The sequence below is a fragment of the Mycobacterium asiaticum DSM 44297 genome (assembly GCF_000613245.1).
GTDB classification, from domain to species: Bacteria; Actinomycetota; Actinomycetes; order Mycobacteriales; family Mycobacteriaceae; genus Mycobacterium; species Mycobacterium asiaticum.
Genome location: NZ_HG964939.1, coordinates 122412 through 148033, shown reverse-complemented (window position 1 = coordinate 148033; position 25622 = coordinate 122412). Strand labels below are relative to the sequence as shown.

Below are 25622 nucleotides of genomic sequence, written 5' to 3'. Positions count from 1 at the left end.
CTCGCGGACATTCGGTGGCAGCTTCCTAATGGCCTGGACAACCGTGTCCGTGGCCATGAAAAAGTAGCCGCTGGTGGCCAAGTAGAGGTATCCGCTTTTGGCCAGATAAAAGTATCCACCCGTGTTCGTCGTGTCGATCAGGAACTGCGGGCCCCGATGGCGACGGTGAAGGCGCCAACCAATTGCCGCCACCACCGGGGAGTTCCATTGAAGTCTGCGAAGGACCGCATGGACATCATTTCTGCCTATCAACAACTCGGGTCTTACCGAGTCGCCGCTGATCAATGCGGCACCACCCACAGGACCGTCAAGAAGGTCGTGGACAAGTTCGAAGCCGACCAAGCCGGCGCGCCGGCGCGGCCTCGGGCGCAACGTTCCCACAACTACGACGTGGTGGCCGATCTGGTCGCTGAACGCGTCGAGAAGTCGCACGCGCGGATCTCAGCCAAGCGGCTGTTGCCAATCGCCCGCGCCGCCGGGTACGAGGGTTCCGGGCGTAACTTCCGGCGCCTGGTCGCTGACGCGAAAGCGTTGTGGCGCAGCCAGAATCATTCCGGTCGTCGCCCAGCGGTGTGGTCACCGGGTGAGTATCTGGTCATCGACTGGGCCCAGGCCGCACCGGGATTGTTCCTGTTCTGTGCGGTGCTGGCGTTCTCGCGGTGGCGGTTCGTGCGGTTCGCCACCGATCAGAGGGCCTCGACGACCCTGGCGTTGATCGCCGAAACCCCGACCGCGATCGGCGGAGTCCCAGCACGGGTGCTGGCTGATCGGATGGGCTGCCTCAAGGGTGGGGTGGTGGCTAACGTCGTGGTCCCGACCCCGGACTACGTGCGACTGGCCGGCCACTACGGCTTTGCCCCGGACTTCTGCCACGCCCACGACCCGCAATCCAAGGGCATCGTGGAGAATCTGTGCGGCTACGCCCAACGCGACCTGGCCGGGCCGCTGCTGACCCAAGCCGCGCTCGAGGGCCAGGCGCTCGACATCCGCTCGGCCAATGCCAGTGCTGCAGCGTGGTGCGCTGAGGTCAACGCCGCGCTACATACCGAGATCGCGACCATCCCCGATGAGCGGTTAATCGCCGAACGCGAACTGCTGCAACCACTGCCGTCGCTGCGGCTACAGATCGGGGCGCCTTCAGTGCTGCGCAAGGTCGATCGGCTCTCCTGTGTTCGATACGGCTCTGCCCGCTACTCGGTACCGACCCGACTGATCGGCGCAACCGTCGCCGTGGTGCTCGATCACGGCGCGGTCTGCCTGGTCGAACCCTCGACGGGCATGATCGTGGCCGAACACGAACTGGTTGCCCCCGGTAGTGCATCGGTCCTCGACGCTCACTACGACGGGCCTCGGGCCGCGCCCAGCCGTGGGCTCCGCCCCAAACCAGCATTGAGAAACAATTCTGCGAGCTCGGCGAGGACGCCGAGGCGTTCCTGGTCGGCGCCGCCGCGATCGGCAACACCCGACTCGGGTCGGAGTTGGAGGTCCTGCTCGCGTTGGGCGCCGCCCACGGCACCGACGCCTTGATCGCCGCACTGCACCGGGCGGTGGCGTTTCGGCGGTTCCGCGCCGCCGATGTGCGCTCCATCCTGGCCGCCGGCACCGGAACACCACAACCACGCCCGGCCGGCAACGCGCTCATCCTGGACCTGCCGGTCGCCCCGACCCGCTCCCTGGACGCCTATACGATCACCCTGGTCATCGACGACGAGGCGACACCATGACACCACCGGTGACCACCAAACCCGTTGCCCCACCGTCGGTCCCACCACTGGCCGCTGACCTGGATGCCGGGCTGCGCCGGTTAAAACTGGCCGCCGTGCGGCGCACCGCACCCGAGGTCCTCATCACCGCTAAGGCTCAACGCTGGACCCCCGAGGAAGTCCTGCGCACCCTCATCGAAACTGAGCTGGCCCCGCCCGCGACGCGTCTAACGTCATCAACCGACTCAAGACCGCCGGATTCCCTGTGACCAAGACCCTGGAGTCCTTCGACGTGGCCGCCTCCTCGATCCCACCGAAGGTGTTCGACCATCTGTCGAATCTGGAATGGATTCGCGGACAACAGAACCTGGCGATGATCGGTCCCGCCGGCACCGGCAAGTCTGACACCCTCATCGGTCTGGGGATCGCGGCAATCCACGCCGGGCACAAGGTCCGCTACTTCACCGCCGCCGACCTCGTCGAGACCCTCTACCGCGGCCTGGCCGACAACACCGTCGGCAAGATCCTCGAATCCCTACTGCGGGCCGACCTGATCGTCCTCGACGAACTGGGCTTCGCCCCACTCGACGACACCGCCACCCAGCTGTTGTTCCGGCTCGTCTGCGGCGCCTACGAACGCCGCTCGCTGGCCATCGGATCGCACTGGCCGTTCCAAGAATGGGGCCGATTCCTCCCCGAACAGACCACCGCCGTCAGCATCCTCGACCGCCTACTGCACCACGCCACCGTCGTCATCACCCACGGCGACTCCTACCGAATGAAGGAAGCCCAACACCGAAAGGACACCGCCAAGCCAACCTAGGAACCAACCCACGGGGTGGATACTTTCATCTGGCCACCACCGGATACTTCTTCCTGGCCATTGACACAACCGACGGCACGTAACGCTGTGTTGATACCGTCCACACGTCGCACGTCGTGCCCGCCCAAACTGCCCGCACCCTGCGGAACTTGACAGTCGCCATCCTCAACCCAAATTCAAGGCTCGGAGCGAAAGCGTGGACTATAGGGCACCAGGATCGCTAGCCGCCGAGTCGGTTCTCCAATGCCCTAAGAAATCCGGTGACTCCGCGCTGGCTCGGGAAGATCTGTGCATCCCGAGGTCGAACTTCATCTATCGCTGCTGTCGCCTGATGTGCAGCATGCCAGGTGTCGACGATGAGGTAGTCGGCCCTTTCTGCCAGCGCACGGAGCGCCGGCGTGGCAACTTTGTCTTCATTTCCTCTGACCTCCCCCACAGAGCAGAGTTGCGCAAGACGGCTTTCAAGGAGCGCCTTGGCGCGAGGCATGAGCGAGTAGATACCTAGCAACTTGCCGTTCAGTTGCGACCACACATCCCGTTCGGTCTGCTGTGCAATGACTTGCCGCACAGGGAATCCCAGTTGTACGGCTAGTCCCTCAATCTCGACACGCTCGCGAAGGCTCGCCCGTGGGTAATACTGGCGAGCACCGTCGATCAGTTGAACTGCGAACGCAGTGCGCTTCGCCTCGTCCGGACACGGCGAATCGGTCGCCGCCTCGAGAACGCCGATTGCCCAATTGACTCCCATGGGCGAAGCGATCCTCTTCCAAATGCCCGCCGACTGCTCCAGTACCTCGCCGTACTCAGCGACTGGGGGACCGACCTCAAGCCAGGCGGCGAAAAGGTCTAGGTAGGCGGTGCGAACCATTTCACTGAAGTTGTCCTGCTCCGACAACAGGACGAGGACGACTTGGCAGAAGTCATTGGCAGAACCGCGTGCAAGCTGATACGCAGCCTCGTTGCACAGAACGTCGAGACTGGCCCGAAGTTGATCAGCGTTCGTCCCTCCAACGGCCTCAAGAAGGCCATCGCACACCTCGGCAACTTGCCGGGACTCAAGTTCACTAATTCGTTTCCAGGAGTTAGCGTTATCACGGGCGACCGCGCTGGCGTCCGCCCACCTGATGTCTCCGGCCAGGCGCGCTGACCACTCAACCCATCCGGCGCAAGCATCATTAGCGATACGCTCCAAGTCCTCGAAGTCTCGTCGCGCGCGCCTATTAAGGGACAGTTCCCCGCGAACATCGAATTCCCGCACCCGGTTCAGGACGCGCACAGCGTTGTCGGTAGCGCCGGACTCGAGGACCGCCTGCACAGCCAGGTCGGCATACTCGGCGGACGGTTCTGCTAGGAAGCGCCCTATGACCTCCGAGAAGTGCCCCGCTTTGAACGCGGCAACGATCGGGTCCATAGTTGGCACGGCTAGGCGATCGACGGACGCGTCAGACGGCACGGTCGGCGGTTCGGAGATTAGCTGGCGAAGTCTCGTTTGCTCGTCGGAATCGTCGACGCGCTCAAGAATCGCCGCCTGACGTTCGACGTCATTGTCCGCCAGAGCAGTTAGGAATCCGACAAGCCGCCCTTCCTGTGTGGACGGAACGAGCACGCATCTCAGAAGTGGGCCGAATGTCTCCAAGACACCACGATCCTTGAACGCCACTTGTACGCTTTGGTTTCCAGGGGAAGCCAACTCGGTCCACCACACCATCTGCAGTAGCGTCTCCGAGACAATCCGGGGACGACGGACCTGGAGCAGGGTATTCAAGTGAGGCAGCGCACGAATTTCGGTCCATCGCCCAAGAGCGCCGAGGTACTCAATTCGTAGGTATCTGAGATTTTCCGCACTCAGATGGCCGTTCAAACGAATCTCGTCGAGGAGACTACCGGCTGACTCGTCGTCCTTGCGAAGTAGCGCTAACCGGAAGTCGCGAAGCAAGTCGCTGTGGGTCGGTTTTATCAGCAGTGTGTGCCATGACCGCCCGCCAATCGTGGCGACCATGTCCTCGAGCCTTGACAACATGTCGTCAGCACTGGCCTGTCCGGGCTCAACTCGTCGTAGGTACGACGCACGAAGAAGACCGGTCGCCTTCCATGCTGGCGGCAGCTCGCTCTGGAGCCGTGCATCTATGACTGTCTCGAGGGAAACCACGTTTGGACCGAGGAAGGCCACAACGATTTCTCGTCCTCGCCGCTGCCCCTCGCTGTCTTCACTGAAAAGATAGAACCCATCGGTCCAGGGCAAGACGAGCCAATCGCTTGAGCCTGGTCGATATCGCGCGATCTGCGATTCAATAAGGCCCTCAACCCGATCGGCGCGCGCGCCGAACCGAGTAAGGTCACCGATCAACTCGGGCACTGCCGTATCAATCTTCAAAGTACGCCGCCAAATCGGTCGTACGCGTCCATACGGGCTTGGGCCACGAATTGCTCGTCAGTCCGCAGATCAATGAACTCTTCCCTGACTTGAATCCCGTTGAAAGTAATGTTCATACTCCCGGCCAGGGCGAAGTCGTCACCGGTAAGCGCCTTAGTATGGAGGTTGTCCGAGGCGTCGATGGAGACCGTCAACTTGTCGTCGACGCGCAGATCCTCGGCCAGCATCTGCAGCCGCTGCAGGAATCGTACATTGTGCGCGTCCGTGGTCGTTCCCACAACGACGTGCGCGCCCTTGGCGGCGAGCGTGACCAAGACCTCGGCGAGGCGGATCTGCCGTTTTCCGAAGGGAGCCAACGCGTCGAAGCCACCCGCAGCGTTGTCTAGCAGTTCGACATCAGAGATCCAGGGAGAGACCAGCCATAAGCACTTGCTGGGGTAACAGAGTTCCGCACTGAACAGGCCGGCCAGAAGCTCGGCGGCCTCGCTCGCGCTTGTGTTCTGCGACTTGCGGATAACGCGATTCACCACGTCTCCCTCAGTACCAGTCTGGCGTTTACAAAGACGCCTCGGTCGTGCACGCCAAGTACTTCGGGAAAGCACCAGAGCGGACCGACCTCCACCGGGATAGTCTGAACGTCAACCAGTGCCGTCCTCAGAATTCTTTTGGCTTCGACCGACACCCTCATGAGAACTTCTCCGCTTCCGCGTAGCAGATCATGTACCTCTGACCGGCGGTCGTCATCCCAATCCGTGAACTCGAAGATCTCGATCGGCGCACGCCAGTGCTGTCGCAGCAACTCGATCGATCTGTCGACACGATCAACATACGGATTAAAAAATCCACTCGACCTAGCCGACTGGCCCCAAGGCCACAGCACATTCGCGATTGCGCGGGACCTCTTCTGCGCGGTCGGCGCACCTAGGTGCAAATAGGTGTCGGCATCAGTGCGTTCCGCCAGAAGAGCCGCAAGCGTGCTGGGCACCACCTCCAGACCACAGGACCGCTCGGCTGTGTCGCGTACGAAGAGCCATTGCTGAACCTCTTGACAGAAGTCCGGTAGCGCCCCGGGACCAGCCAGACGTGTCGAAAGCGCGGTCTTCGCGGCGTGGTCGACGACCAGCCCTGCGGCCTCGAGTGCCGTGTCCAGGTCTGCAGTCGCATCTGCAACTGCGTGGTGTCCTGAAGTCCAACTGCCGGCCAGGCCCGCGATGGCAGCTCGCACTCCCGCGTCGCCAGAACTGATGACTGATCGTAGCTGGTCATCGAGCAGTTCCATATCGTTGGGCCGCAGAACATCTGCGATGGCCATAGGCAATCGTTCCGGGGTTTCGATCAAATCGACAGCGAGCGCTTCGATTTGACCTGTCCCACCCGGCGACTGCTCCGCAATGTAGAACTCCCCGGGCACGTGAGGATCGAGGTCGATCACCAGATCGTCGGCATCGACGTGCCCCAGGGCTGCGAGAAGGGCCTCCGCGGCGGACATCGTAAGTCGCCTATTGAGCGACTCGAGCCATTCCGGGGAGCGTTCACTTGCTCGGGCAGAGAGCAGATGAAGGCGAAGTGACGCCAGTACGTCGTTGTCGCCGATCCAGGCCGAGAGGGTGTTCGGGTGAGCCGGGTCGTGTAGATCCAGAAGGGTGGCGGCGCGGGTGATGCCGTTCGTGAATTGGCGAGAATCGGGATCTCCTGTGTCCCAGTCCCACAAAGCTGCGAAAACCTCAGTACAGTCAGCAAGTCCGCGCCGGTCGAAGATCGAAAGGTCCTGGGGGAACCCTCGGTCGTCGTAAATCAGTTCGCGCAACCACTCTCTGCGCTCGCTTGGCCGTGGATCACCATACAAGGGAGGCAGAGCGACACGTCCTTGAAGCGCGTCGGCGTAGATTTCCACCCCGAGTGCCGCCTGCTCGCATACCTCGCCGTTGCGTACTTGGAAGCGAACGCGTTTCGAGTTCGACTGGCCGTTTGACCACAAAACGCCTCGGGCCGCGCAGGCGAATCGGACGATACGCACGCCCCCGCCCTGACTGTGAAGGTGCGCGGTCAACTCCTCGAACATGCTCGAGACAGCCCCAGCGGTGGGGAGCCTCGTCCCGGCCCCGAGTGGTGCGGCATTGAAGACCCAATCTGCTCGCATGGCCGAGGCGTCGCCGACCTCGACGGGAACCGACTGCAGCGCTACAAGGGTCGGGACGAACACACGCGCGATTCCGTCCTCCGTCACTACATCATCGATCGGTACGCCTCGGAATGCGGATACGTCGACAAGGTGTGCGCCGTCAATGTCAACTGTGTCTGGCAGCGGTATCCAGTGGCGCTTGTTCGTTGCCCACACGCCGAAGCGCCGTGAAACGCTGCCCGGCAGGAATTCTTGAATTGCCTGAAGCGCGGGTAAGTGCTCAACATGTGTCTCGTTTCGCGCCCATGGGATTTGGAACTCGACATCGGGGACGAGAAGTTCGTCGAAAAGGTTGCCCGGAACGAAGTCGCGCAGTGGCGTTCGCGTGCGTACCCCCGCGTCATCGTTGGCTGGCCTTTCACCTTTCCATTGGTCGCGAAGGCGCCGACGTAGCGTCGGCACCACCGCCCCGAGAAGAGGCCGCGGTGCCTCCCACAGCAATTTGTCGATCGTCACGTCGGATGCTAGGCCACTACCCAACGACAGACTCTTTCGGAGATGACGCACGAGGGAGGCGCGCTCGGCGCCGTCGCGCAATAGTGCGGTAAGAATCTCCGCGATCTTGGCTTGTCGCGCTTCATATTTCGCCACCCACTCAGGATGTTTGGACAGTAGATCCGCAGGTCCGGCCGCGTCTCCCCATGTCGTCTCTGTACCGTAGCTCAGTTCACGCGCCAGCCAGTCGAGCAGGCTGTAAACCGCCTGAATCCGCACGACGTAGAGGTTGTCTAGTGGGAGAGAACGCGGCGGCACGACAGGGCTGAAGAGGACGTCGTAGGCGTCCCATGCCTCGCGGTCGCGACCCCAGTCAGTGAGTACGACGACCGTCCAAGGGCGTGTCGCCGGGTTACGTCCGGCACGGCCCTTCCGCTGCAGGAACTGAGCGGCATCATGCGGCGCCTTGTGCTGTAGGACCGCGCCCACACGGTCATCGTCGAATCCCACCTCGAGACTCGCGGTCGCGACTACGATGTCTGCATCTGCCGCAACGCCCGTGTCTTGCGAACTGGTGCGGCCGATTCGCTCCTGAACATCGCCGTCTAATTCGTGACCCAAGTCCTCGGCCAGCCACCAATACTGGCCCTCAGCGTCGCGCAGTAATGGATCCTCGCGTTGCGCTGCCGGCAACCGGCACTGTTCCCTAGATCGGAGATGAGCCAACGTCAGCGGATTTACTCCCCGTTTGGGACTGCCTGGCCAAGCCCAGCCCTCCGCGTCCAACAGGTCCCAGTAGAGGCGGTTGGTGCTGTCAAGTTTGTCTGTGAAAGCGAAAAGACGACTGCCGAAAATCCCGCCCGAATCAACTGGAGGGTTGAAGACGTTGCCATTCATTGGATCCAAGGAGCGCGAGAGAACCATGGCTGTCTGAATGGTGGTCGAGAGCGTACCAGTGTTTCCGTGCGGATTGTGGCGAAGGGCCACAAGGTATTCGGCGCCCGACTCTTCCAGATCAGACGGATCCGGTTCCACAACCGTCACGCGTCCCGCATCGAGGTCTACGAATCGAGCGAAGAACTCGCCCGCATCAGTCAATGTCGCCGACAGCCCTGCCCAGAGCGGCTCATATCCGAGAGCCTTGCGCAACCGCCGTAGAAGGTAAGCATTCTGCGCTCCGGTGGTGCCTTCATATGTATGCACCTCGTCGAGCAGGACAGCGCGAAGCCCGTTGCTGACAACGCCAAACGCACGCAAGTTACCTGGCGAGGAAAGTTGACGGTTCAGCGACTCCGTTGTGCTGAGCATGATCCTAGCCGGACTGGTTCGCGCAGACTCGCGCGTTAGACGCAGGACGCTGCCAGGGATCTCAGTTCCACACTTCGTACACCGAAGGAGTTCGGTGGCGTTTCTCAAATCGCTGTGCGGCCAGATGAGTTCGCTGTCACAATCACCATCTGGGCACTGCATGAAGGGACATATGTATCCGCTCGCCGTCCTCTGCCAAGAGCCCGATTTCCCGTCGCGCACGAGCTTTGCGGATGGAGGGGTGGCGCCGAACCAAGTAGCGAGGGAAATTGGGGCGACTTGCCCGCCAACACCGTTGAGTCGGAGAGCGTAGGACACAAGGGCGCGCAGTTGATCCTTCAGTAGTTCGTTGCGCGGGTACAGGGCAAGAGCGAGTACGCCGGTCGCCTGTTCACCTTGGTCGCAGATCCACGCCAGCATCGGCATGTAGAACGCGAGAGTCTTTCCGCTACCGGTCCCGGCGGTCACCACAACGCCGGCTGCGTCAGTCGTGCCTAACCCTCCCAAGACGCGCTCGGTAGACTTCAATTGGAATGCAGACACGGACGATGGGGTCAGCGCATGCAGTGCTGCCTGACCGCGGGGTCCCAGGAAAGAACGAACGGATGCCTCCACCTCAGTGGCCGGCACATTCCTGCGAGGGCGACGTCTTGGGCGTTGAAGGAAGCGATAGTCCAACACGAGCGGTCTTCCCTGGAGTACCGCCTCACGCCGGAACGCCTGCCGCAGTGTCGCAAAGAGCCGGACAGTCTCAGCGCTTCTCGATCGGTACCCGCCGGCGGGGGTCTTTACGATAAGGCCCAGTTCGAGCATTTCGTCGAGCAAGCTTCCGCCGTTACCGTGGGCGCTGAGTGCATCAACCAGTTCATCATGCTGCCATTCCGCTCCGACGGCACCCCACGACAGAAGTTGAGATTCACGAAGTTCGACTGCAGTCAATGCCTGCTGAAGAGCCTCAGACATGAGCAGTGTCCGCTGGCGAACCAGCAACGATTTTGAAGCTTCGAAGTGCGCTGTGCGAAACTAGCCAATCAATCACGTTCTGGTTCAACAATTCTAGTGACGCACCTCCGTGAGCGACTGCCGACAGGAAGCCTCGCACCGATTCCGGCTGGAATGACTCCTCCAATTGGTGAAGAGCCGATTCTGCCTTCTCGAGAAGTTGTGCCGATCGCCTGGTAGGAACATCGCTCTGGATGCGCGCCAGCTCTCCCAGAACTGCCTCCAGCTGCTGCGACAGATCAGTGACTCCCTCCACCTCGCTTAGGGTTTCGGCTAGGACGCGCAACTCTGCCACATCTCCCAATCGCTCGACAGCATGCCGGTGCCAGCACTCGATTAAGGCACTTTTGGCTCTCGACCTGAAACGCTCCAGTCCGTTCACCGAGTTGGTGAGGGGGCGAGGACCCAGAGTTTTCGCGGCCTGCTGAAGATCGCTCACAAGGTCGGGGTTGGGAACCTGCCCTTCCCAACCCAATGAACGCAGAACCGATGCGCCTGCCGCGAGTTCTTGGAAGTCGGTGAGCAGTGCGGCAAGGTTTGAACTGGCATCATCTAGAACCGCGATCTGCCTCTGTGCTTCAGTCGCGTTCTTCGCAAGGTTGAGGGCGTCCTCTGTGTCAGCGATCCAAGACACCTTCGAACTCTCCACTGTCATGAGCTAGCCCTCCGGTCCGAGTGACTTCACTAGTTGCGTCAACTCTTCGACCTGCGCCCTCACGGTGCTCCGCAGAGACGACACATCGTCAACGGCGATTCCAGATCGCTGACACTCTTTCAGAGTGAGTTCCATAGCTTGCCTGACCGACATCAAAGCTTTTGCCAGCTGGGTAGTTTCGCGCATTGCACGCTGACTGCGCAGCACCTCCGCGATGTCACCGTTACGGGGGGTCGCTCGGTAGGCCTGACTCGATTCGGACAATAACTCGACATTGCCCCGAAAGTTCGCCCACTGTTCCGCGGGCCGGAAGAAGCCGGCGTCCTTGGCCGAGTCGCCGACAGCGAACGCCGCCGTACCGACGAGTTCGGGGGACTTCCCCTCGAGCAACTTCATAACCGTTTCAGCGGCGCTCGCCGCAGACTCAGCCTCCGCGGCGGCTGTAGATGACAAGGCGTCTAGAAGTTGGCGGGCTGCCTGCGCCAGCACCGGGTCCGCCTTCGACTTCGCAACGTCTTCGAGATTCGCCTCCGGGTCTGCCAAGAACTTCTGTATCGCTTCGTCCAACTCGCGAGGATCGACGATTTGTGGACGCCCTCCTTCGCCCTGGCGCACCGCGGCGAACTCGCCGACGAACTCGTCCACCCGAAGGGTGCTGATGATGCGCGACGCGATTTCGTCTACGTTTTGCCAAGCGCTACTCGGTGCAAGCCGGGTTTCGGTCGGAGCCGCCAGAACAGCGGAGGTCGTCTGGAGGCCAGCTAAGCTCCGGCCTGACGCTGCTAACGCGATCGCGCGGACACCGATTGCCTGTCGCGCGAGTCGACTTCCGCCGGTCATATCGAGGAAGCGATCTCGAACTACGGCGGCCCACTCATCAAGGCGAGTCTCCAACTCGACCATCAACTGCCCCGGGTCGTAACCCTCGGGCCATTGCCACTTCCCTTGAGCAGGATCGAAATGCCCATGGTCGCGGAACCACCGTGCCGCGGCCATGACCCTCATGTCCTCAGCGCTGCGCGTGAGCTTGAATTGAACCGATTGGGCACCAGCCTGCCGGCCGCGCGCCCCCTCGATCGCGAAGGACGTCATGTTGAACAGGTTGTCCAACATTACCTTTCCACGACCGCTATAAATGTGGACACACAACTGATCGAGCTGAAGGCGGTCGATGGTAAGGCCGCACAGTGTCGAGCGCAGCAGACTCACCTCGGCCTCAGGAAGTTCGCTACCGACCTGCCACTGAAATAACGATTGGAGCCGATTCTCGAGCTCTGCCTGTCGTTGGCCTGCCGGAGAAGTGACCGGAAGCGCCCCAGCCGTTGGCGTGGTGACAGGAAGTGATCGACCCGTCGGTTGCGCGGAGGCCGCATCCAGAGAGAACGCTTCGAGAACACCTGCCGGCAAAGGCGATTCGTCGCCCCAGATGACTAGAGCACGATAGGTGCGCTCGGGATCGGATGACGGATTACTCGACAGAAGCGCGTCTTTCGCCATGCGAACCTTGAAGTCGAACTGCTCTCTTGTGCGCTCATGGGGATAGTCCCGCTTCTCGATGTGCACGTCGGCCTCGGCGAGGATGGTTGAGAAACACTCGTCGAGGACGTCCCGCGGGGTCGCCGACTCACCGGTTCGCACAATGGCACCCTCGTCGGTACTGGCAATGGCACGCCGGAGAGCTTCTTTGTTGTAGGGGTAGAGGCCAACGTTACCGAGACCATCGATTGACACAGCGCCGAACGCCGCGTGGCACGTGTCCCGGTAACGACAAGGCTGGCCTTCCTCGCGCGTGTCACAGGCATTGCGCATCCACTGGGAATCATTGTGGCGCTTGGCGTTTGGCTTCCAAAGTCGTTGTGTCTCCTCCCTGCCGACGCGCACGAGGTTAAGGTAGCGGCCGACGAACTCTGGTGGCTGAGCGAGGGCGGAACCACCGACGTGAAACTCGTGTTCGATTCGCGTGCGAACGGTGCGCTCTAACCGCGCGTAAGGACCATCTGTTATGGCGAAGATCACTCGAAGAGGTGCCAACTCGTCACCCGGTGGGGTCACGAATTGGTCGTAGAGTTCGCCTTCAACGAGACCGAACTGCGCAAGGTCTTCGAAGATAAGCAATAGTTCCTGCCGTTGCGCCCTGAGCTTTTCGCGTGAGACGCGAAAAAGCGAGTCGAGCGTCTCGCCGCCGGCCCCTCGAAGTCCTACCGCCTTGGGCAGGGCAGCTCGCAACGCCTCTTCGAGCAAATCGATGGCGTCCTGCGGGTTCCCGGTGATGATTTGCCAGAGTTCCTGCAGGTCGCGGCGTCCACGAAGCTCGGTAAGAATTCCCCGCGCACGAAGCGGTATGTCATCGCGGGTGAAGATCTCGTTGTTGTCATCGCGTCGAGATGTCTCAGTGAAGTAGGACTGCACGAGCTGGCCAAGTGGGCCTTCCGGACGAAGCAACGACTCCTTGAAGGCAGGCAGATCGAGCAGCTCAGCCAACCCGTCGCGTCGGCCTCCGTCCTCTCCGCGCGTTCCGAGCAGGCTGTTGCGGTCCTCCCGGGTAGCAGCTTCGTCGGTTGTCTCACCTTCGTAGGAAGCACGATCGTCGAGTGTCCAGTTGAGAGCGATCTTCATCTCCGAGACCAGGCGAGCCTGCAGTTCGCCCGGCTTGACGCTGGACAACGCCGAGTCGACACGATTTCTCAGTTCGACACCCTCGACGCCTGGCAGCCCCTCGAAAATTTTTCGTAGAAGTTCGCGTAGGGTCTGAACCGCCCGAGGTACGTACAGAACCTTGAACCTCGGGTCATCGGGTGGCAAGTGTGCGCGCACCCACCGCACCACGTGGCTTTTGCCGCTCCCCGAACCACCGGTGACGGCGACGAGAGTGTTGCGTTCAAGGTCACCGATCCGGCTCATGAGCGCCTCCAGAACCAGGGCTTCTCCCGAGCTTCCCAGGCCGAGTTCCGCACCCTTCCGGTGCTCCAGTTCCATTGGGGTGTGAGCTGCCAAGAACAAAGCGTCTGCATCTCCCGCGAGCGCTCCGATGTCTGAGAACACGGTCTGCGCGATGCCGCCGGCGCTCCAACACCGAAACGCCGCCATCGAGTTGTCGTTCACGACTTGCTCCTTAACGAGATCCGGCCAACCTGGCGGGTGGACACTCCGAGGCCCAGGGCGACGATCTCCGCGGCGTCATCGGATGCTTCCAGCAGCAGAACCTCCGCTTTCTCCAGTTTCAACAGGCCGATGATCACTCCTGGCGGCAAACCCGACCAGGCGTCGCCACCTCTCGGGAGTTCCGCGAGAAGAATTGGCGAGCCGAGCACGGGAAGTCGGTCCTGCAACACAGACAGCCAATCGCGGGCGCTGCCTGCGGTGGGAAGATGGGGGACCTGATCGGCGATCGCGGTGCTGGCGTCGGGGATCAGCACCTTCGCGCTGACTTGATCGGATCGGCGCGCCAAGCCCAAGGAAAGCGCCCATCGCTGAAAGGCACGCCACTGCGTGCTGTTTTGCACGGCGTCAAAACCCAGCGCTTGAATCAGCGGTTCCGGGCCCGCGCCCCAGTCCAGTTTGAGGGGGCTCAGCGGGCTGAGTTGAAGGAACCATGTCAACGCGAGGACCAGATCAGGCACCTCGCCGTCCTTCTCCAGATTGACCAGTGCGTGGTGCATCATCCGATGCAGCAGTTCACCTCGAAACCATGGCCAAAGGTCTCCATCGCCGGCCTGCAACCCCTCCGCGATATCCGTGTCTGCGATCCAGGTCGATGACGTCTCGTCTCGCGCGATCACGCCGACAGCCTCACCGACCGCCAGTGAAGCCTCGAACAGCGCGCTCGCGTCCGGCTGTGACGTGTCGGAGGAGCGGAGGATCTGAAGTGATCGCCGGAGATCTTCTCTAGATCGTCCGCCTTCGATTCCACTGAGATAGCGGCAGATTACGTACAAGCCCACTGCGCTGGCAGGCGCGTTCCCGCGTAGATAGTGCACGATCAACTCCTCTCAAGCAGTTCGACAGCTGTCGCGGCGGCCATCACGGGAAGGTCCCTCCCCACCGTGCGATCGCCAATTCTTGTCTTCGCGGGTACTAGGAGGATGTCGAACACCTCGGAACCGTCCTCGGTGAGCCGTGGGCGGGCACGGCGCGTGAGCCATCGACGTGGAATCGTGTGATTCTGCGAGAAGTAGGAGAAGCTCGACGTCGGCGTCAGGTCAATCGGCGAAAGCGGCGAGTCGTCATAGAAGGTCACCTCTCCTGGCGGGTTCGGGAGTACATTGTGCAGCCCACCGAGGTGCCGGACACCGAGCCTGACAAGTCCGGCGGCAAGCCGCGAGGCGAGGCCGCCCTCGTCGGATTGATAGCTAAGGAGGGCGAGACCATTGACTCCACGGGCCGCAGTCACGAACGATCCCAGTTGCGAGAGATCCCGAGTTGTGACTCCCCAGACCTGCTCAGGCGAAGGTGCAGGGTCGTCTTTCAAAGGCACTCGATTTCGTCGGCAATCCGGACATCTGCCACATCGGCCCTGGGGTTCCATGAATTGCAGCCGACGCCCCCACTTCTCCCGCAACTCCTGGCTGGGTGCATACGCCGCGGCGATGCCAGTGCAAGCTCCAAGGGTCAGACGTGAAACGTCTCGAATCCGGTTTAGCGACTCGTAGGACCGACTCGATTCTCGCTGTTGCCATGGACGCCAGACTTCCTCCCAGAAAGTTGGGACTCCCAAGCCGGCCGCGACGCGGGTCACCGGGGTCCAGTCGGTGACTTCAACCCCATCGTCGTGCAAAAGCTCTTTGAGGTCTTCGACATCGAACTGCTCTCGCTTTAACTCGCCCAACTCGATGAGACCCTGGATCAACTGCGCATTCCACCGGCGGTTGAAGTCACCTCGGCCGACCCCTCGAGATCCTTCAAGGTCGACGAAATTGCGCCCATGTGCCGATTTCCGGTAGTGCCACAAGTCGTCCCACCGCTTCTTCGCGGTTTCGGGCGTGAGGACCTTAACCCCAAGGCTGGCAGCCTCCTCATGGTCGCCCGGTCCCGTCAGGAGGAACGCGGCGCACGTGTCACCATCGCGTCCGCCGCGGCCGAGTTCCTGATACCAACGATCGACCGTTTCCGGAAGGCAGGCATGAATGACCGATCGAATGTGCGCGTAATCAATGCCGAGGCCGAATGCCGAAGTTGCAACAACGAGGTCTAACGATCCGCCGACGTGGGCTCTCGCGCGAATTCCCTCGAGCACGGCGGCACGCTGCGTCGCGCTAGTGTTCCCAGTCACCATCGCGACCCGCGAGTAGCCCGCACTGCGCAGTTCGGTTAGCCACTGATCGGCCGACTCCGGTCGCGTCACGTACAGAACAGCCGGCCGTGCGCAGTGCGCTAGCGTGTCGCGGACCCAGGTGTCTCGCTCGTACCTGTCGGGTGCATGAGCAATCCAGAAGTCTGGTTCGCTTCGCAGCGCGTTCGCCACAATCGGGCTGCACGGGCCAGGTTGCCCGAAGAGCGACGTAAGGTCCTCGATCTCTGCGGTGCCCAGGGTTCCGCTGAGAAGAAGCGTGATTGCCCGATCGTGGCCACCGTCCGCGGCCTGCTCTAAAAGGTCTCTTCTAAGGTCAGCGAGCGTCCGGAACTCAGGCCTGAAACTGCGTCCCCACTGGGTGACCAAGTGAGCCTCGTCAACAACGAAGCCCTGCAAGCGGCCGATCGAGGCGGCATCGAGAAGCGTGTGCCTCAGTGCTCGTGTCATCGACTCAGGAGAAGTCACCAGCAGCGGTTGTCGGCCATCTGCGACCGACCGCGTGAGTTTGTCCCTCACGTCCTTGCCTGTGCTGGCCGTCCACGCGAAGTTGAGCGACTCGCGATCGATCCTTCGGTTTCGGCGTGCGAAGTGATCGCGAAAGCGGCGCTCGAAGTCATAGGCCAATGCCACTGTCGGCACGACTATCACCGTCAGGGCGTACTTGGCCCTGTCGGCTAGGCAGAGGGCGATCTCGGTCTTTCCCGAGCCGGTAGGCAGCATGCATATCACTGTCGATCCCTCGGGCGCCGTCATCACCGCTCGGCAGGCGGCTCGCTGGCCAGGGGTCCTGTACGTGTCGAATCCGGTGCTCTGTGTGAAGAACGGATCAGTGTGTACAGGCTCCGCGTGAAAGCGGGCGCCTACGTCGATCCCTGCCATCGCCGCACCATCTGGGATGCCGCCATCGACTGAGAGCCACTTTGGGTGCCACGGATCAGCGATCCACATGCCGTCAGGCCGTTCGCGCAGTCCGGCAATACCCGACACCTTGCGGATAGAGGCGGCGAACACCTCCGCGAGTTCGACGGGAACGTCGCGACCGTCACGCAGGGACCATTGTCGAAGCAGTTGGCGAAGAAGTACGGCCGTGTCGAGGCCGCTCGCAGAAGAGTCGACGAGGGCACCAACCAGTCGATTGTGTAGGTCGTTATCGAACGACGCCTGCGCAACGCCTTTCCGCAAGAACTCGATCAAAGCTTCCTCGGCGGACATCAGAAATTCTCTTCGGGCCACAAGACACAAGCGAAGCAGGTCACCATGCGCACGACAGGATTCCGGATGCCGGCGGCCAGCGCCTGAGCTGTGGCGCGCTCCAGTCGAAGTTCGTCTTGGGCTGCTCTCCGCTCCGCTGCCGTGCTTAAACGCAAAGCCCGCGCCTCAAGAATCGCGAGTCGTCGATCGGTATCTTGCTCCGCGCTTTCCAGTGCGTTGCTGATAGCGGAAGCGAGCCTCGCGGACCCCCGAGCCTCTTCCCAGGCTGCGCCTGCGCTCTCGTGACAGAGATGTGTCCATGCTGGCAACGCCTCGAGTACGGGTCCCCAAAACTTCCCGCGCAGAAACCCATCCCGTCGAGCGTCGTACGGAAGGTTCAGCCACTCGTCGACAAGGTCGTTCGGGGCCGGACCTGACGCATCTGTCCAAGTCTCCAGTCGCAAGGGCTGAAGATGATTCTCACCGCGCCGGAAGAGTCGGCGTCTACTCGGCCCCTCAGGCACCACTGACTGCTCCGCATCGAACTCGACGAGGAACTCGCAGTGCAGCCAAAGAGAAGGCGCCGCAAGGCCCGGCGCTGGCCGCACGACTGCTGAGGCGCGTCCCCTCTCGTCGGTCACCATGTAGTTCTGAAGCCAATCCACTAGTGGATCGCCAATTCGGAACGGCGCTACACCCGAACGTGTGACAGTGGCGGCACGATCGTATGCCTTTGGCGAGAGAAGTCGCTGAAGGGCTAGTACTTCGTCGGCGGATAGGCCGATGTTCCGTGCGTTGCCAAATCGGAGCACGCCGTCATAGGACTCTACGGGATTCAAGTCAAGCGAACCGATACCCGTTGTGAGCCTTCGAACAGCGAAGCGCAAGTTGTCGGTGTTCGCTTCGTATGCAAGCAGGTCGTCGAACGCGCCTCCGGTGAAGACGGTCGCTGCCTCGACCGACTCCAGTTCCTCCAAGAGGTCGATGTCGTTGCGTTCGCCCTCCAACTCTTCGCGAAGGCTCGCGACGTCGATCTGCAAGGCCTCCACACCCTTGTGTATGAGGTGCGTGAGGATTTCGTCCAAAACAGTTGATAGCAATCGCTGCACGGTCGAAACCGAGGTGTCGAAGACTCCGATGCCTGCGCGGAGGAGATTGATGTGGGCTGATACCCACTCGCTGGTGGGCTCAGCGAAGACCACGACCTCCGCAGGAGTCGGCCGTACTGCGTACCGGTCGAGTCGACCGATACGCTGCTCCAACTGATTGACGTCCAGTGGAAGGTCCAAGTTGACGAGTACTTCGGCCTCCTGAAGGTTGCGTCCTTCGTCTATTGACGAGTCCGCCAGCAGAATTCCACCGCGGTGAATCCCGCCGAAGAAATCTTCGATGGCGTCATCTCGTTCCTCAGGAGTCATCGAACTGTAGTGACAATGAACCACGTGCTCGTCGACGACTTTGCTGAGCATCTCCTCAAATTGCTCAAGGACGTTCGGGAAGGCCGATGCCACGACGATATGGTGGCGTCGCCGAAGCTGTGCCCGCACGACGTCGACCGCTCTCCTCAAGCGATGGTCGATGCCGGCGTCTTCCAGACGAGCAATGGTCATTTCAAACAAGACGCGATCGTCCTCCGACGCCGGATGTTGAAGGTACTTACGCATGGCAACCGGCCCGGCAAGTCCGTGTGCAACGGCCATCGCGAAGACTTCTGCAGAATCGATACCGTTGAGACGGCGACGATAGGACTCCAGGAAATCGTCGATAACCTCACGCGCAGGGTCGGCTAACTCGATAAAGGTCGCGACACGCCCCGCAACTGAATAAGCGTCGGTCAATTCACTGATTCGGCGATGACGGATCATCCTTCGGCTGAGTCGGTAAACCTCACGCACGTAGTCGGCCAGGTCTATCCACGCCGAATCTTGTGGGTTGCCGGAGTCACGACAAGCCTTGACCAGCGCCGTGATGTTGGCGTCGTCGGGAAAGTCAGCCTGCACGCTGTCCAAAACGGCGGTCTTCTGCCTTAGACTGGCTCGGCGCGTGCAAAGAACCTGAACGTCGGCTGCGCTGCGCTCACGTTCATTAAGTTGGATCCGAAACGTATCCGACGTCGTCTCGCGGAAGGCGACGGGATCTACGAGCGCAAGGAGTCGACGGAATGTCTCAAGGTCTCCACGCATCGGCGTGGCCGACAGCGCCAACAGACCGTCGACCTCGCCTAACTGCTGTTCGAACTGCGAGTCTGTCTCAACATGCCGCAGCAGGTTATGGGCCTCGTCGATTACGATCAGGTCGTAGTGCAGCAATCCGTTCTCCCACCGATCGGCGAGCGTGTGCACAGACGAATGCGGCGCCACTGTGAGCTGAGGGCCCTGCAGCGCTTCACCAAGCCCAAGGCGGCTACGGAGTTCGGAGATCCACTGACCTTCCAAGGTCTCCGGGCAAAGCACCAAGATGTGCGCCATGGGGTCGTCGATCAACAATTGGCGGATGATGATTCCGGCCTCGATCGTCTTCCCAAGCCCGACCTCGTCCGCAAGTAGATACCGCATCACTGGATCGGCCAGCACCCGTGCTGCGGTATCGATTTGATGCTGAAACAGATTGATCGGCGCCGAGATAGCGGCCGTTAACCCCCGGCAAACCTGATGCTGCAGTACAAGTTCCGAAAGCAGCGCAGAGCGTGCCTGATAGTACATCGGCGCTTCGGCCAAACCATGAGCAATCGCAAGTGCCGGATTGTCCAGTGGCCGCGACCACCGCACCTTGAACTGGTCTTGATACAGCGGGAGTCGCCTAGCGAGTCCAACGAGTGAAACGCGACACCGGTTCGCCACCAAAATGCCTTCAATCACGCCTGCCTGCCAGCCATACGGCGTTCCGCGGACCCAGACACGGGTTCCAATGGGGATCTGCAACTCGACGACCTCGTCTCGCGACACGAGCACTTCATGCTCGGCCACGTCTGGCACGTCTACGTACGAGAACACCAGTTCACCGTCTCGCACGCCTTTGCAGAACCCGAGGCCAAGCTCGGGGTGTGATTTGGCGCGCAGCCATCGTCCGACGTAGCGCGAGGCGGGCCTCAGCGGTCCTGTCACCCGACATCACCCGCCGACATTTCTGGGAGAGCACGCTGCTTCGTTGATGCCGGTTGTATTCCCTTCTCCCACTTCATATCCCGACCTTTCCGATAGCTCTTAAGACGCAATTAACCGATTGCCCACACACGGATTGGCTTGTGTCGCGACCTCTTGGGAGGCGGAGATTAATAGCCAAGGTGCGCGCCGGTCTCGGGCGTAAAGGGACGGCTGGCGTCTAGCCTCGGTGCGAGCTTTTCTACTTGGGAACATCCTCCGGTTTGTCTGCGTACATTGCTGACTTCGCGGACTGAGCCGTCCCGACGTACATACCAGAAGCAGCTTGCGTCGGACGCGATCACGGCACCCTGGCGTATGCCCTTCCAGTCGTTGTGTTCCACCGCCCACAGTCGCAGAGCATCGAAATCGTCCAAGCCAGCGAACGCTGGACACTCGGCCACACAGCCCGAGGACTCGTAGAGCCGATAATTCATTCGCGTAGCTCCCACTCGCGGGTTTGCTGTGGCTTTAAGCTCCAAGGTCTCAATTCGGCCATCTCCAGTGGTAGGGCCTGAAGTCGTCTGTGCAGTTGACGCCTACGCGCATTTGGGGCAAATGTTGGCCATCGCGATTACTTGGTCGGTCCGCCTGGTGCTCGTAGGCAGTTGGTGGGCACTGTCGGGAAGGATGTAGTTGACGGAGATGCCGCCACGAAGCATGTTGGAGGAGCGCCGGCCGATCCTCGGTAGTGTCATGTCCTCCGAACTGGGGGCGTCGAAGTGCTCCAACGCAGAAACTCGGCTTCCGGAGAATTATTGGCCGTGGTGCCCAACTGTCGTAGGGGGCGGGGTCTAGGGCGTCCTCGCGCGCCCCGCAGTAGCCGGGGTCGCATGGATTCGGATGGCCGTGCGCGCGGTTCGGTCCCAGTCCGCGCATCACCGGACCTGCCAAGGCGCTGGCTGCGGCGATCAGCGTTGCACGGGAAAACATGCTTCCAAATCCCCCGTTTGGAGACACTCGTATCTGATGACTGCCCGTCGTCGAGGGGAGCGTAAACGCTTCCAAGCGTACTCACATCGGGAATTGTGAAAACTCCCAGCTAGTCCCGATCTAACTTGCCCTACCGGACACACCTAGCCCAGGGGTCCGGCGGGGGATAGCAACGGCAACCTTTGACGTCACCGTGCTCCGCCAACAACCGGGTGCTCAAACTATTCGGGGTGAAACGCATAGGCAAGCAAGGCGAGAGGGACTCCACCGCCAACTCAGCGAGCGCCGCGAGTCGAAGCCTCGCTTCGCGGCCGGTGGGTCGCGGCTAGCCTAGGCTAATCGGCTGTCGCGGACGGGGCTGCCGCGACGCATCGGTCTAAGCATCTCGGCGGCGTCGTCGAGGCCGCCCGTAACGATCGTGGACTTTTTTGACTTGGTTGGTCCAGAAGGCTAACTTCTGGTCAGCTGTTGCATCCGCGGGGAGCAGTCGTAACAATTGGGCGTAGTTTGTAGAAGCCACCGCCCGCGTCGTTGCGGTCAATGTAGACGACGATCGAGGACAGCATTGCTCCGCACTCGGTGAGGTTCTCCTGAGAGATGTCGCCCAGGATGGCGCCCATGGCATCCCGGTCGCGTTCTAACGCGAAGTCAAAAGCAGGTAACCCCGAACGCCGGGCGATCGCCCAATTGACCTCGCTGTAGGAGGTGAGGCGGCCAAGTCTCGCCTGCTCCTTGAGGAAGTCGGTCGCTTGGGCCAGCAGCTCCTCCCAGTCCTCTTCGGTACGACCGAAACGTCGTCGATCAGGGCTCATCGGGTTCCCCCCAGTCACATTGTCGGATAGGCGGTCTCAAGTGGCCTTGTAGGTTTCTGACACTTCGATGTCGCGTCGTTCGGCGCCCCGACAATTCATTGATCCCGGACGCCGCCACAGAATCTGGACCATACCGCGGTCGCCGAAGCCCAATGACCGAAAACGGCGCAAACTATTCCCAGCGGCGGACGGTGGGACGGTCAACCCCATCGGTCGACGATCGCCCGGACTGCGGGGCTCACCTCGCCCCGGCTGACGAACGCTGCAAGATAGGCGAATTGACCATCCGTTATGACTCCAACAGTCTGTGGCCCGAGTTGAGCGGCGAACTCTTCACGATTCGGCCGATGCGAGTCGACGAGGCACCGATGAGAACCAAACTGTAGCTGAGCCAAACGCCAACTCAGGGTGCGCGAACTGATTCAGTAGTCGGAGGGACTCGCGGCAGACGACCGTCATCGCATCCACGCACGCAACACGTTCGCTTCGCTCCTCGTGCTGTCGCGGATCTTGGCCATGGCAGCGTTGTCGTCCTCGTTGTAGGTCGGCAGCCACTCCTTGGCCTTGACGACCTCGTCTGGATCGGTGCTGGTGCGCACCTTTGATAGATAAGTCTTGGAGATTGCACCGCCGGGGTCGTCGACCCGCCAGGTGAACCCGAACAGCGGGGCCACCTTCTTGATGCTGGAGCGGTGTAGCGAGACGAAGTTCGCCTTGAACACCTGCTCGAGGTCGATGAATACGCCGCTGTCAGGGTCGATCAGGTCCCCGACTTCGCCTAGTCCAAGGATGCTTTTGAGCTCGGACCGCTCTGGGTGTGACCAGTGGAAGACCTTGAGTGTGAGCCCGCCGGCCTTGGCTTCATTCTGCTGACCGCGCAGCCAAGCGGCGAACCTTGCCGCCAGTGTCCGCTCGCCGTGGGAGTCCAGTGGGTCCCACTCGACGAAATCGGCGATCTAGTGTGCGCTCGAGTCGTCGGTGCCCCGACGCAGGCGGGCACCCCACAGCTACACACCGATGTCGAGGTCGTACTCGATGTCCACGTCGATCTCGACGTCGGCGACCGGAATATTGACGGGCCCTCAGTTGTTTGCTCGATTTCGATTCCACGCAGATCATTTCGGCACGTTTGACCGCTCCGATCAGACGCTTGCGGGCTTCATCACGGGTGAGATGGCTTACCTCTGCGAAGTATTCGTCGCAGAACGCCGGGTCGTCGGCGTCCAAGGCCGACAGGGCCGCGGTCGTGGTCCCACCCATCCGGCGAAGCGTCAGCCACTCGCGGCTCTTGAGTCGCCCGATGGTAATCGCAGCCGAGAGGTGTGGTGGGCTACGACACCCACACTGACCTGGGTCGTCGCTCTTGCGCTTTTGCCCCCGCATTGTCCGCGGCCGAGGATTTCCAGCGGCGATTCCGCAAAGAAGCTTTGGTCGTTGCTTATCGCTCGCGGGGGTCCTGGCAAGCGGTGGCCGCACGCGCGGCCACAACTAGGAAGCGATCTCGCGGGGAGCCCGCCGCCCTGAGCTACTCCCAGGTGAGGTCAGATACGCGGCACTCTCACCACCCATGGGCTAGCAGGTTGAAGGTAGCAATCGTGTTACCCGTCGCCTTATCCTTCTTGCTCAGAATTAGCTGGTACTGCTTCTTTCCAGTCGAGGTGCCAGTTGACTTGTACATGGCCTTCAGGGCGTCCGCCAACGGCACGACCCAATCATCCTTGAGTGCCTGAAGGCCCGCGTCGTACCACGGGATCCCCCGCATGTGGGCCAGTTTCGACGCCACGTCCTGCGGAGACTGCGGTGCGGTTGCACCCATCACTTCGGAAAGGAGGCCGCGGGTGATCGCCTTTTAACCCCACGTTGTGCAAAATCCGCTGCTTGTATTTCGTAGGTAATTTCGCAATGTCCCAGTAGTCGACTGCGGCGTTTACGTCCGGTCCAGAGCCAATTAGCCCTTTTACGCTCGGATTTATTAAGCCGAGAGACAATCGGACGCCTTCATAGAAGTCGAATAAGTACTTACCGACCTTCTTGACCTCATCTGGACTTATCTTTTCGAGCGTGTACGTCATCGCTAGGTACGGATCATGATCGAACGCCAGGCGTATAAGCGACTCCAGAAAACTCATTGTGATCACATATGGCGTCCGCAAATTGGTCGCCCCCACAATTCCATTGGGCGAGAAGACAGCACCTCGGCTCTCCAGGTCCTTACGGATCCAGCTCAGAGCAATCTCTTGCTTGTATTCTTTGTGACCTACTTGCAGGTCATATTGCTCCCGCACCGCTGCCTTGAAGTCGTCACTAAGGGGGCGACCCATATTCAACTCATAGGTTTGATGCCTCATGACGTCCTCGTAGTCAGAACCTTTCCAACGCTTGATAATGATTACATTTACTGGGTAAGGGTCCGGAGGAGACCAATCTCGGAATGCCCTGATTCGGTGTTGGCCGTCGAGCACCCAGGCCGTTCGGTCCGATTCCTCTACAGGAACGAGTGGTGCGGACCCTGACTCGTACCTACCTTTCAGCTTCACAACCCCTGGGACCACGTTCGAGATTGGCGCCATCTTCGAATGCGGCTCGAAATCGAAAGCATCTTCGTCAATCGAGATCACGATCGCTGATGGAAGGATTCGCTCTTGGTTGGACGAGTGGAGAAAATCACGGATTGACTCCCAATGCTGGTCGCTAATAGTGCGATTTCGACCTCCCGCGCGCCATAGTCCGGAAGCGGAATCCCACTTGACCGCATTGTCTACCGATACGATGTCCCTTAACACCTGGGCGTCGACACCCGCAACATATAAATGCAGCTTCACATTGCTTGGGTTCTGAATGAGTTCATATCCATAGAACTCGTGCTCCAAAGTGGTGATCGCTTTACCCATCGCAGGCCTCACAAGTTACACGCAGGTTGGTCAGATTAGCAGCCAGGGATTGTCGACAGGAGACGAAGAGTCTCTTCTCGCTCGCCAACTGCCCGCAGTCACAGCGGCCGAGTGGGCGACCCGCTGATTCAATCGCGCGAAGACTCAGTCGTAGGAATCGCAGTCCCGCGTCGACCGACTCGTCTGTCCTGACGCGAAGGATGCTAGGAAGGTTCCCAAACTCGGTGGCACCTTTGCCGAGATTGCAAGGGCTGCACAGGAGTTGAAGATTGCTGATGTGGTCGGTCCCCGCCTTCGATGTGGGCCTAATGTGGTCAACGTGGAGTGGGTGTTGCTCGCCGCACATTCGACAGTAGAAACCCCCTTGACTCTTCGCGACCAACGGAAGTAATTTCGCGGCGCCGTGCGTTCGTTTTCCGTCGTGCGTTGCGCTATTGACCGCACGAATGAGTTCCAGGGCAGCAACCTGTTCCGTGGTCGCTGCGTCTAGAAGATCAAAGGGTTTGAGTAGTCCAGAGTTGTTTTCCCTGTTCTTGACCCAGTAATCACGCGCCAGGATGAGGGTCTGCTCTCGAAGAGCGCCTTCAATGGATTCGCGCAGTCTTTTCAGCACCTCGTCCTGGACCGTATCGGCGGATCCGCGTGCTTTCACTGGCACGGGTGCACTCTAGCGGCGTGGCCGCTTGCGAAGAGCGGAAATCGGTTCAATCTGTCGCGTGTCGCCTCGACCGGTACCCGCGCAGTCGACCCCTATCCAAGTGGTCGCTGCCGCACACCGACGCCAAGTATCCCCGAACTTGGCACGCTCGCCGGTGCACAGGAGTTCTGTGAACTGCGAGCGGGAACCTTGAGTGTGGGCCCCAAGCTTGCACTCAACAATCCA

12 protein-coding genes and 2 pseudogenes are annotated in these 25622 nt (G+C 60.9%); 2 read left to right on the top strand and 12 right to left on the bottom strand.

Going from position 1 to position 25622, the window contains the following annotated elements; genetic code table 11:
• Positions 1 to 207 precede the first annotated feature (207 nt).
• Positions 208 to 1724, top strand: a pseudogene (istA, locus tag BN972_RS24650) (IS21 family transposase).
• Positions 1721 to 2526: pseudogene (gene istB, locus BN972_RS24645) on the top strand (IS21-like element helper ATPase IstB). Before istA ends, istB begins: the two co-directional pseudogenes overlap by 4 nt.
• A gap of 220 nt (positions 2527 to 2746) precedes the next feature.
• Here istB and dpdD read toward each other — a convergent pair.
• The 12 genes from dpdD to BN972_RS31300 all read right to left on the bottom strand — a co-directional run bounded on the left by dpdD (position 2747) and on the right by BN972_RS31300 (position 25085).
• Positions 2747 to 4882 (bottom strand): protein DpdD, encoded by a 2136-nt coding sequence (gene dpdD / locus BN972_RS27885; protein WP_051545795.1) that lies wholly within the window; start codon positions 4880 to 4882, stop codon positions 2747 to 2749.
• Between the two features lie 14 nt (positions 4883 to 4896).
• Complete coding sequence (gene dpdK / locus BN972_RS24635; protein ID WP_142277078.1) at positions 4897 to 5427, bottom strand: phospholipase D-like domain-containing protein DpdK; 531 nt, start codon at positions 5425 to 5427, stop codon at positions 4897 to 4899.
• Positions 5424 to 9788 carry a protein DpdJ gene (gene dpdJ / locus BN972_RS24630; protein ID WP_080697176.1) on the bottom strand — a complete coding sequence of 1455 codons (4365 nt, stop codon included), beginning with the start codon at positions 9786 to 9788 and terminating at the stop codon, positions 5424 to 5426. Before dpdJ ends, dpdK begins: the two co-directional genes overlap by 4 nt.
• Complete coding sequence (locus BN972_RS28560) at positions 9781 to 10482, bottom strand: hypothetical protein (protein ID WP_080697174.1); 702 nt, start codon at positions 10480 to 10482, stop codon at positions 9781 to 9783. Before BN972_RS28560 ends, dpdJ begins: the two co-directional genes overlap by 8 nt.
• Before the next feature lie 3 nt (positions 10483 to 10485).
• Positions 10486 to 13584, bottom strand: coding sequence for an ATP-binding protein (locus BN972_RS24620; protein WP_036364221.1), 3099 nt, complete (start codon positions 13582 to 13584; stop codon positions 10486 to 10488).
• On the bottom strand, positions 13581 to 14459 hold the full coding sequence (locus BN972_RS24615) for a hypothetical protein (RefSeq protein WP_142277079.1): 879 nt from the start codon (positions 14457 to 14459) through the stop codon (positions 13581 to 13583). Before BN972_RS24615 ends, BN972_RS24620 begins: the two co-directional genes overlap by 4 nt.
• 2 nt (positions 14460 to 14461) lie before the next feature.
• A complete protein-coding gene (gene dpdF, locus BN972_RS27880; protein WP_051545794.1) occupies positions 14462 to 16984 on the bottom strand; it encodes a protein DpdF in 2523 nt (840 codons plus the stop codon).
• A complete protein-coding gene (dpdE, locus tag BN972_RS24605; protein WP_142277080.1) occupies positions 16984 to 20067 on the bottom strand; it encodes a protein DpdE in 3084 nt (1027 codons plus the stop codon). The genes dpdF and dpdE overlap by 1 nt, the downstream gene beginning before the upstream one ends.
• A 1430-nt stretch (positions 20068 to 21497) precedes the next feature.
• Entirely contained in the window at positions 21498 to 21848 is a 351-nt protein-coding gene (locus BN972_RS29980; RefSeq protein WP_051545793.1) for a hypothetical protein, read from the bottom strand.
• 455 nt (positions 21849 to 22303) lie between these two features.
• Complete coding sequence (locus BN972_RS29665; protein WP_390176239.1) at positions 22304 to 22585, bottom strand: hypothetical protein; 282 nt, start codon at positions 22583 to 22585, stop codon at positions 22304 to 22306.
• A gap of 975 nt (positions 22586 to 23560) precedes the next feature.
• Positions 23561 to 24739 carry a ParB N-terminal domain-containing protein gene (locus tag BN972_RS29365; protein ID WP_148305415.1) on the bottom strand — a complete coding sequence of 393 codons (1179 nt, stop codon included), beginning with the start codon at positions 24737 to 24739 and terminating at the stop codon, positions 23561 to 23563.
• Positions 24732 to 25085: an HNH endonuclease gene (locus BN972_RS31300; protein ID WP_080697231.1), complete on the bottom strand. Its 354-nt coding sequence runs from the start codon at positions 25083 to 25085 to the stop codon at positions 24732 to 24734. The genes BN972_RS29365 and BN972_RS31300 overlap by 8 nt, the downstream gene beginning before the upstream one ends.
• Positions 25086 to 25622: the final 537 nt, after the last annotated feature.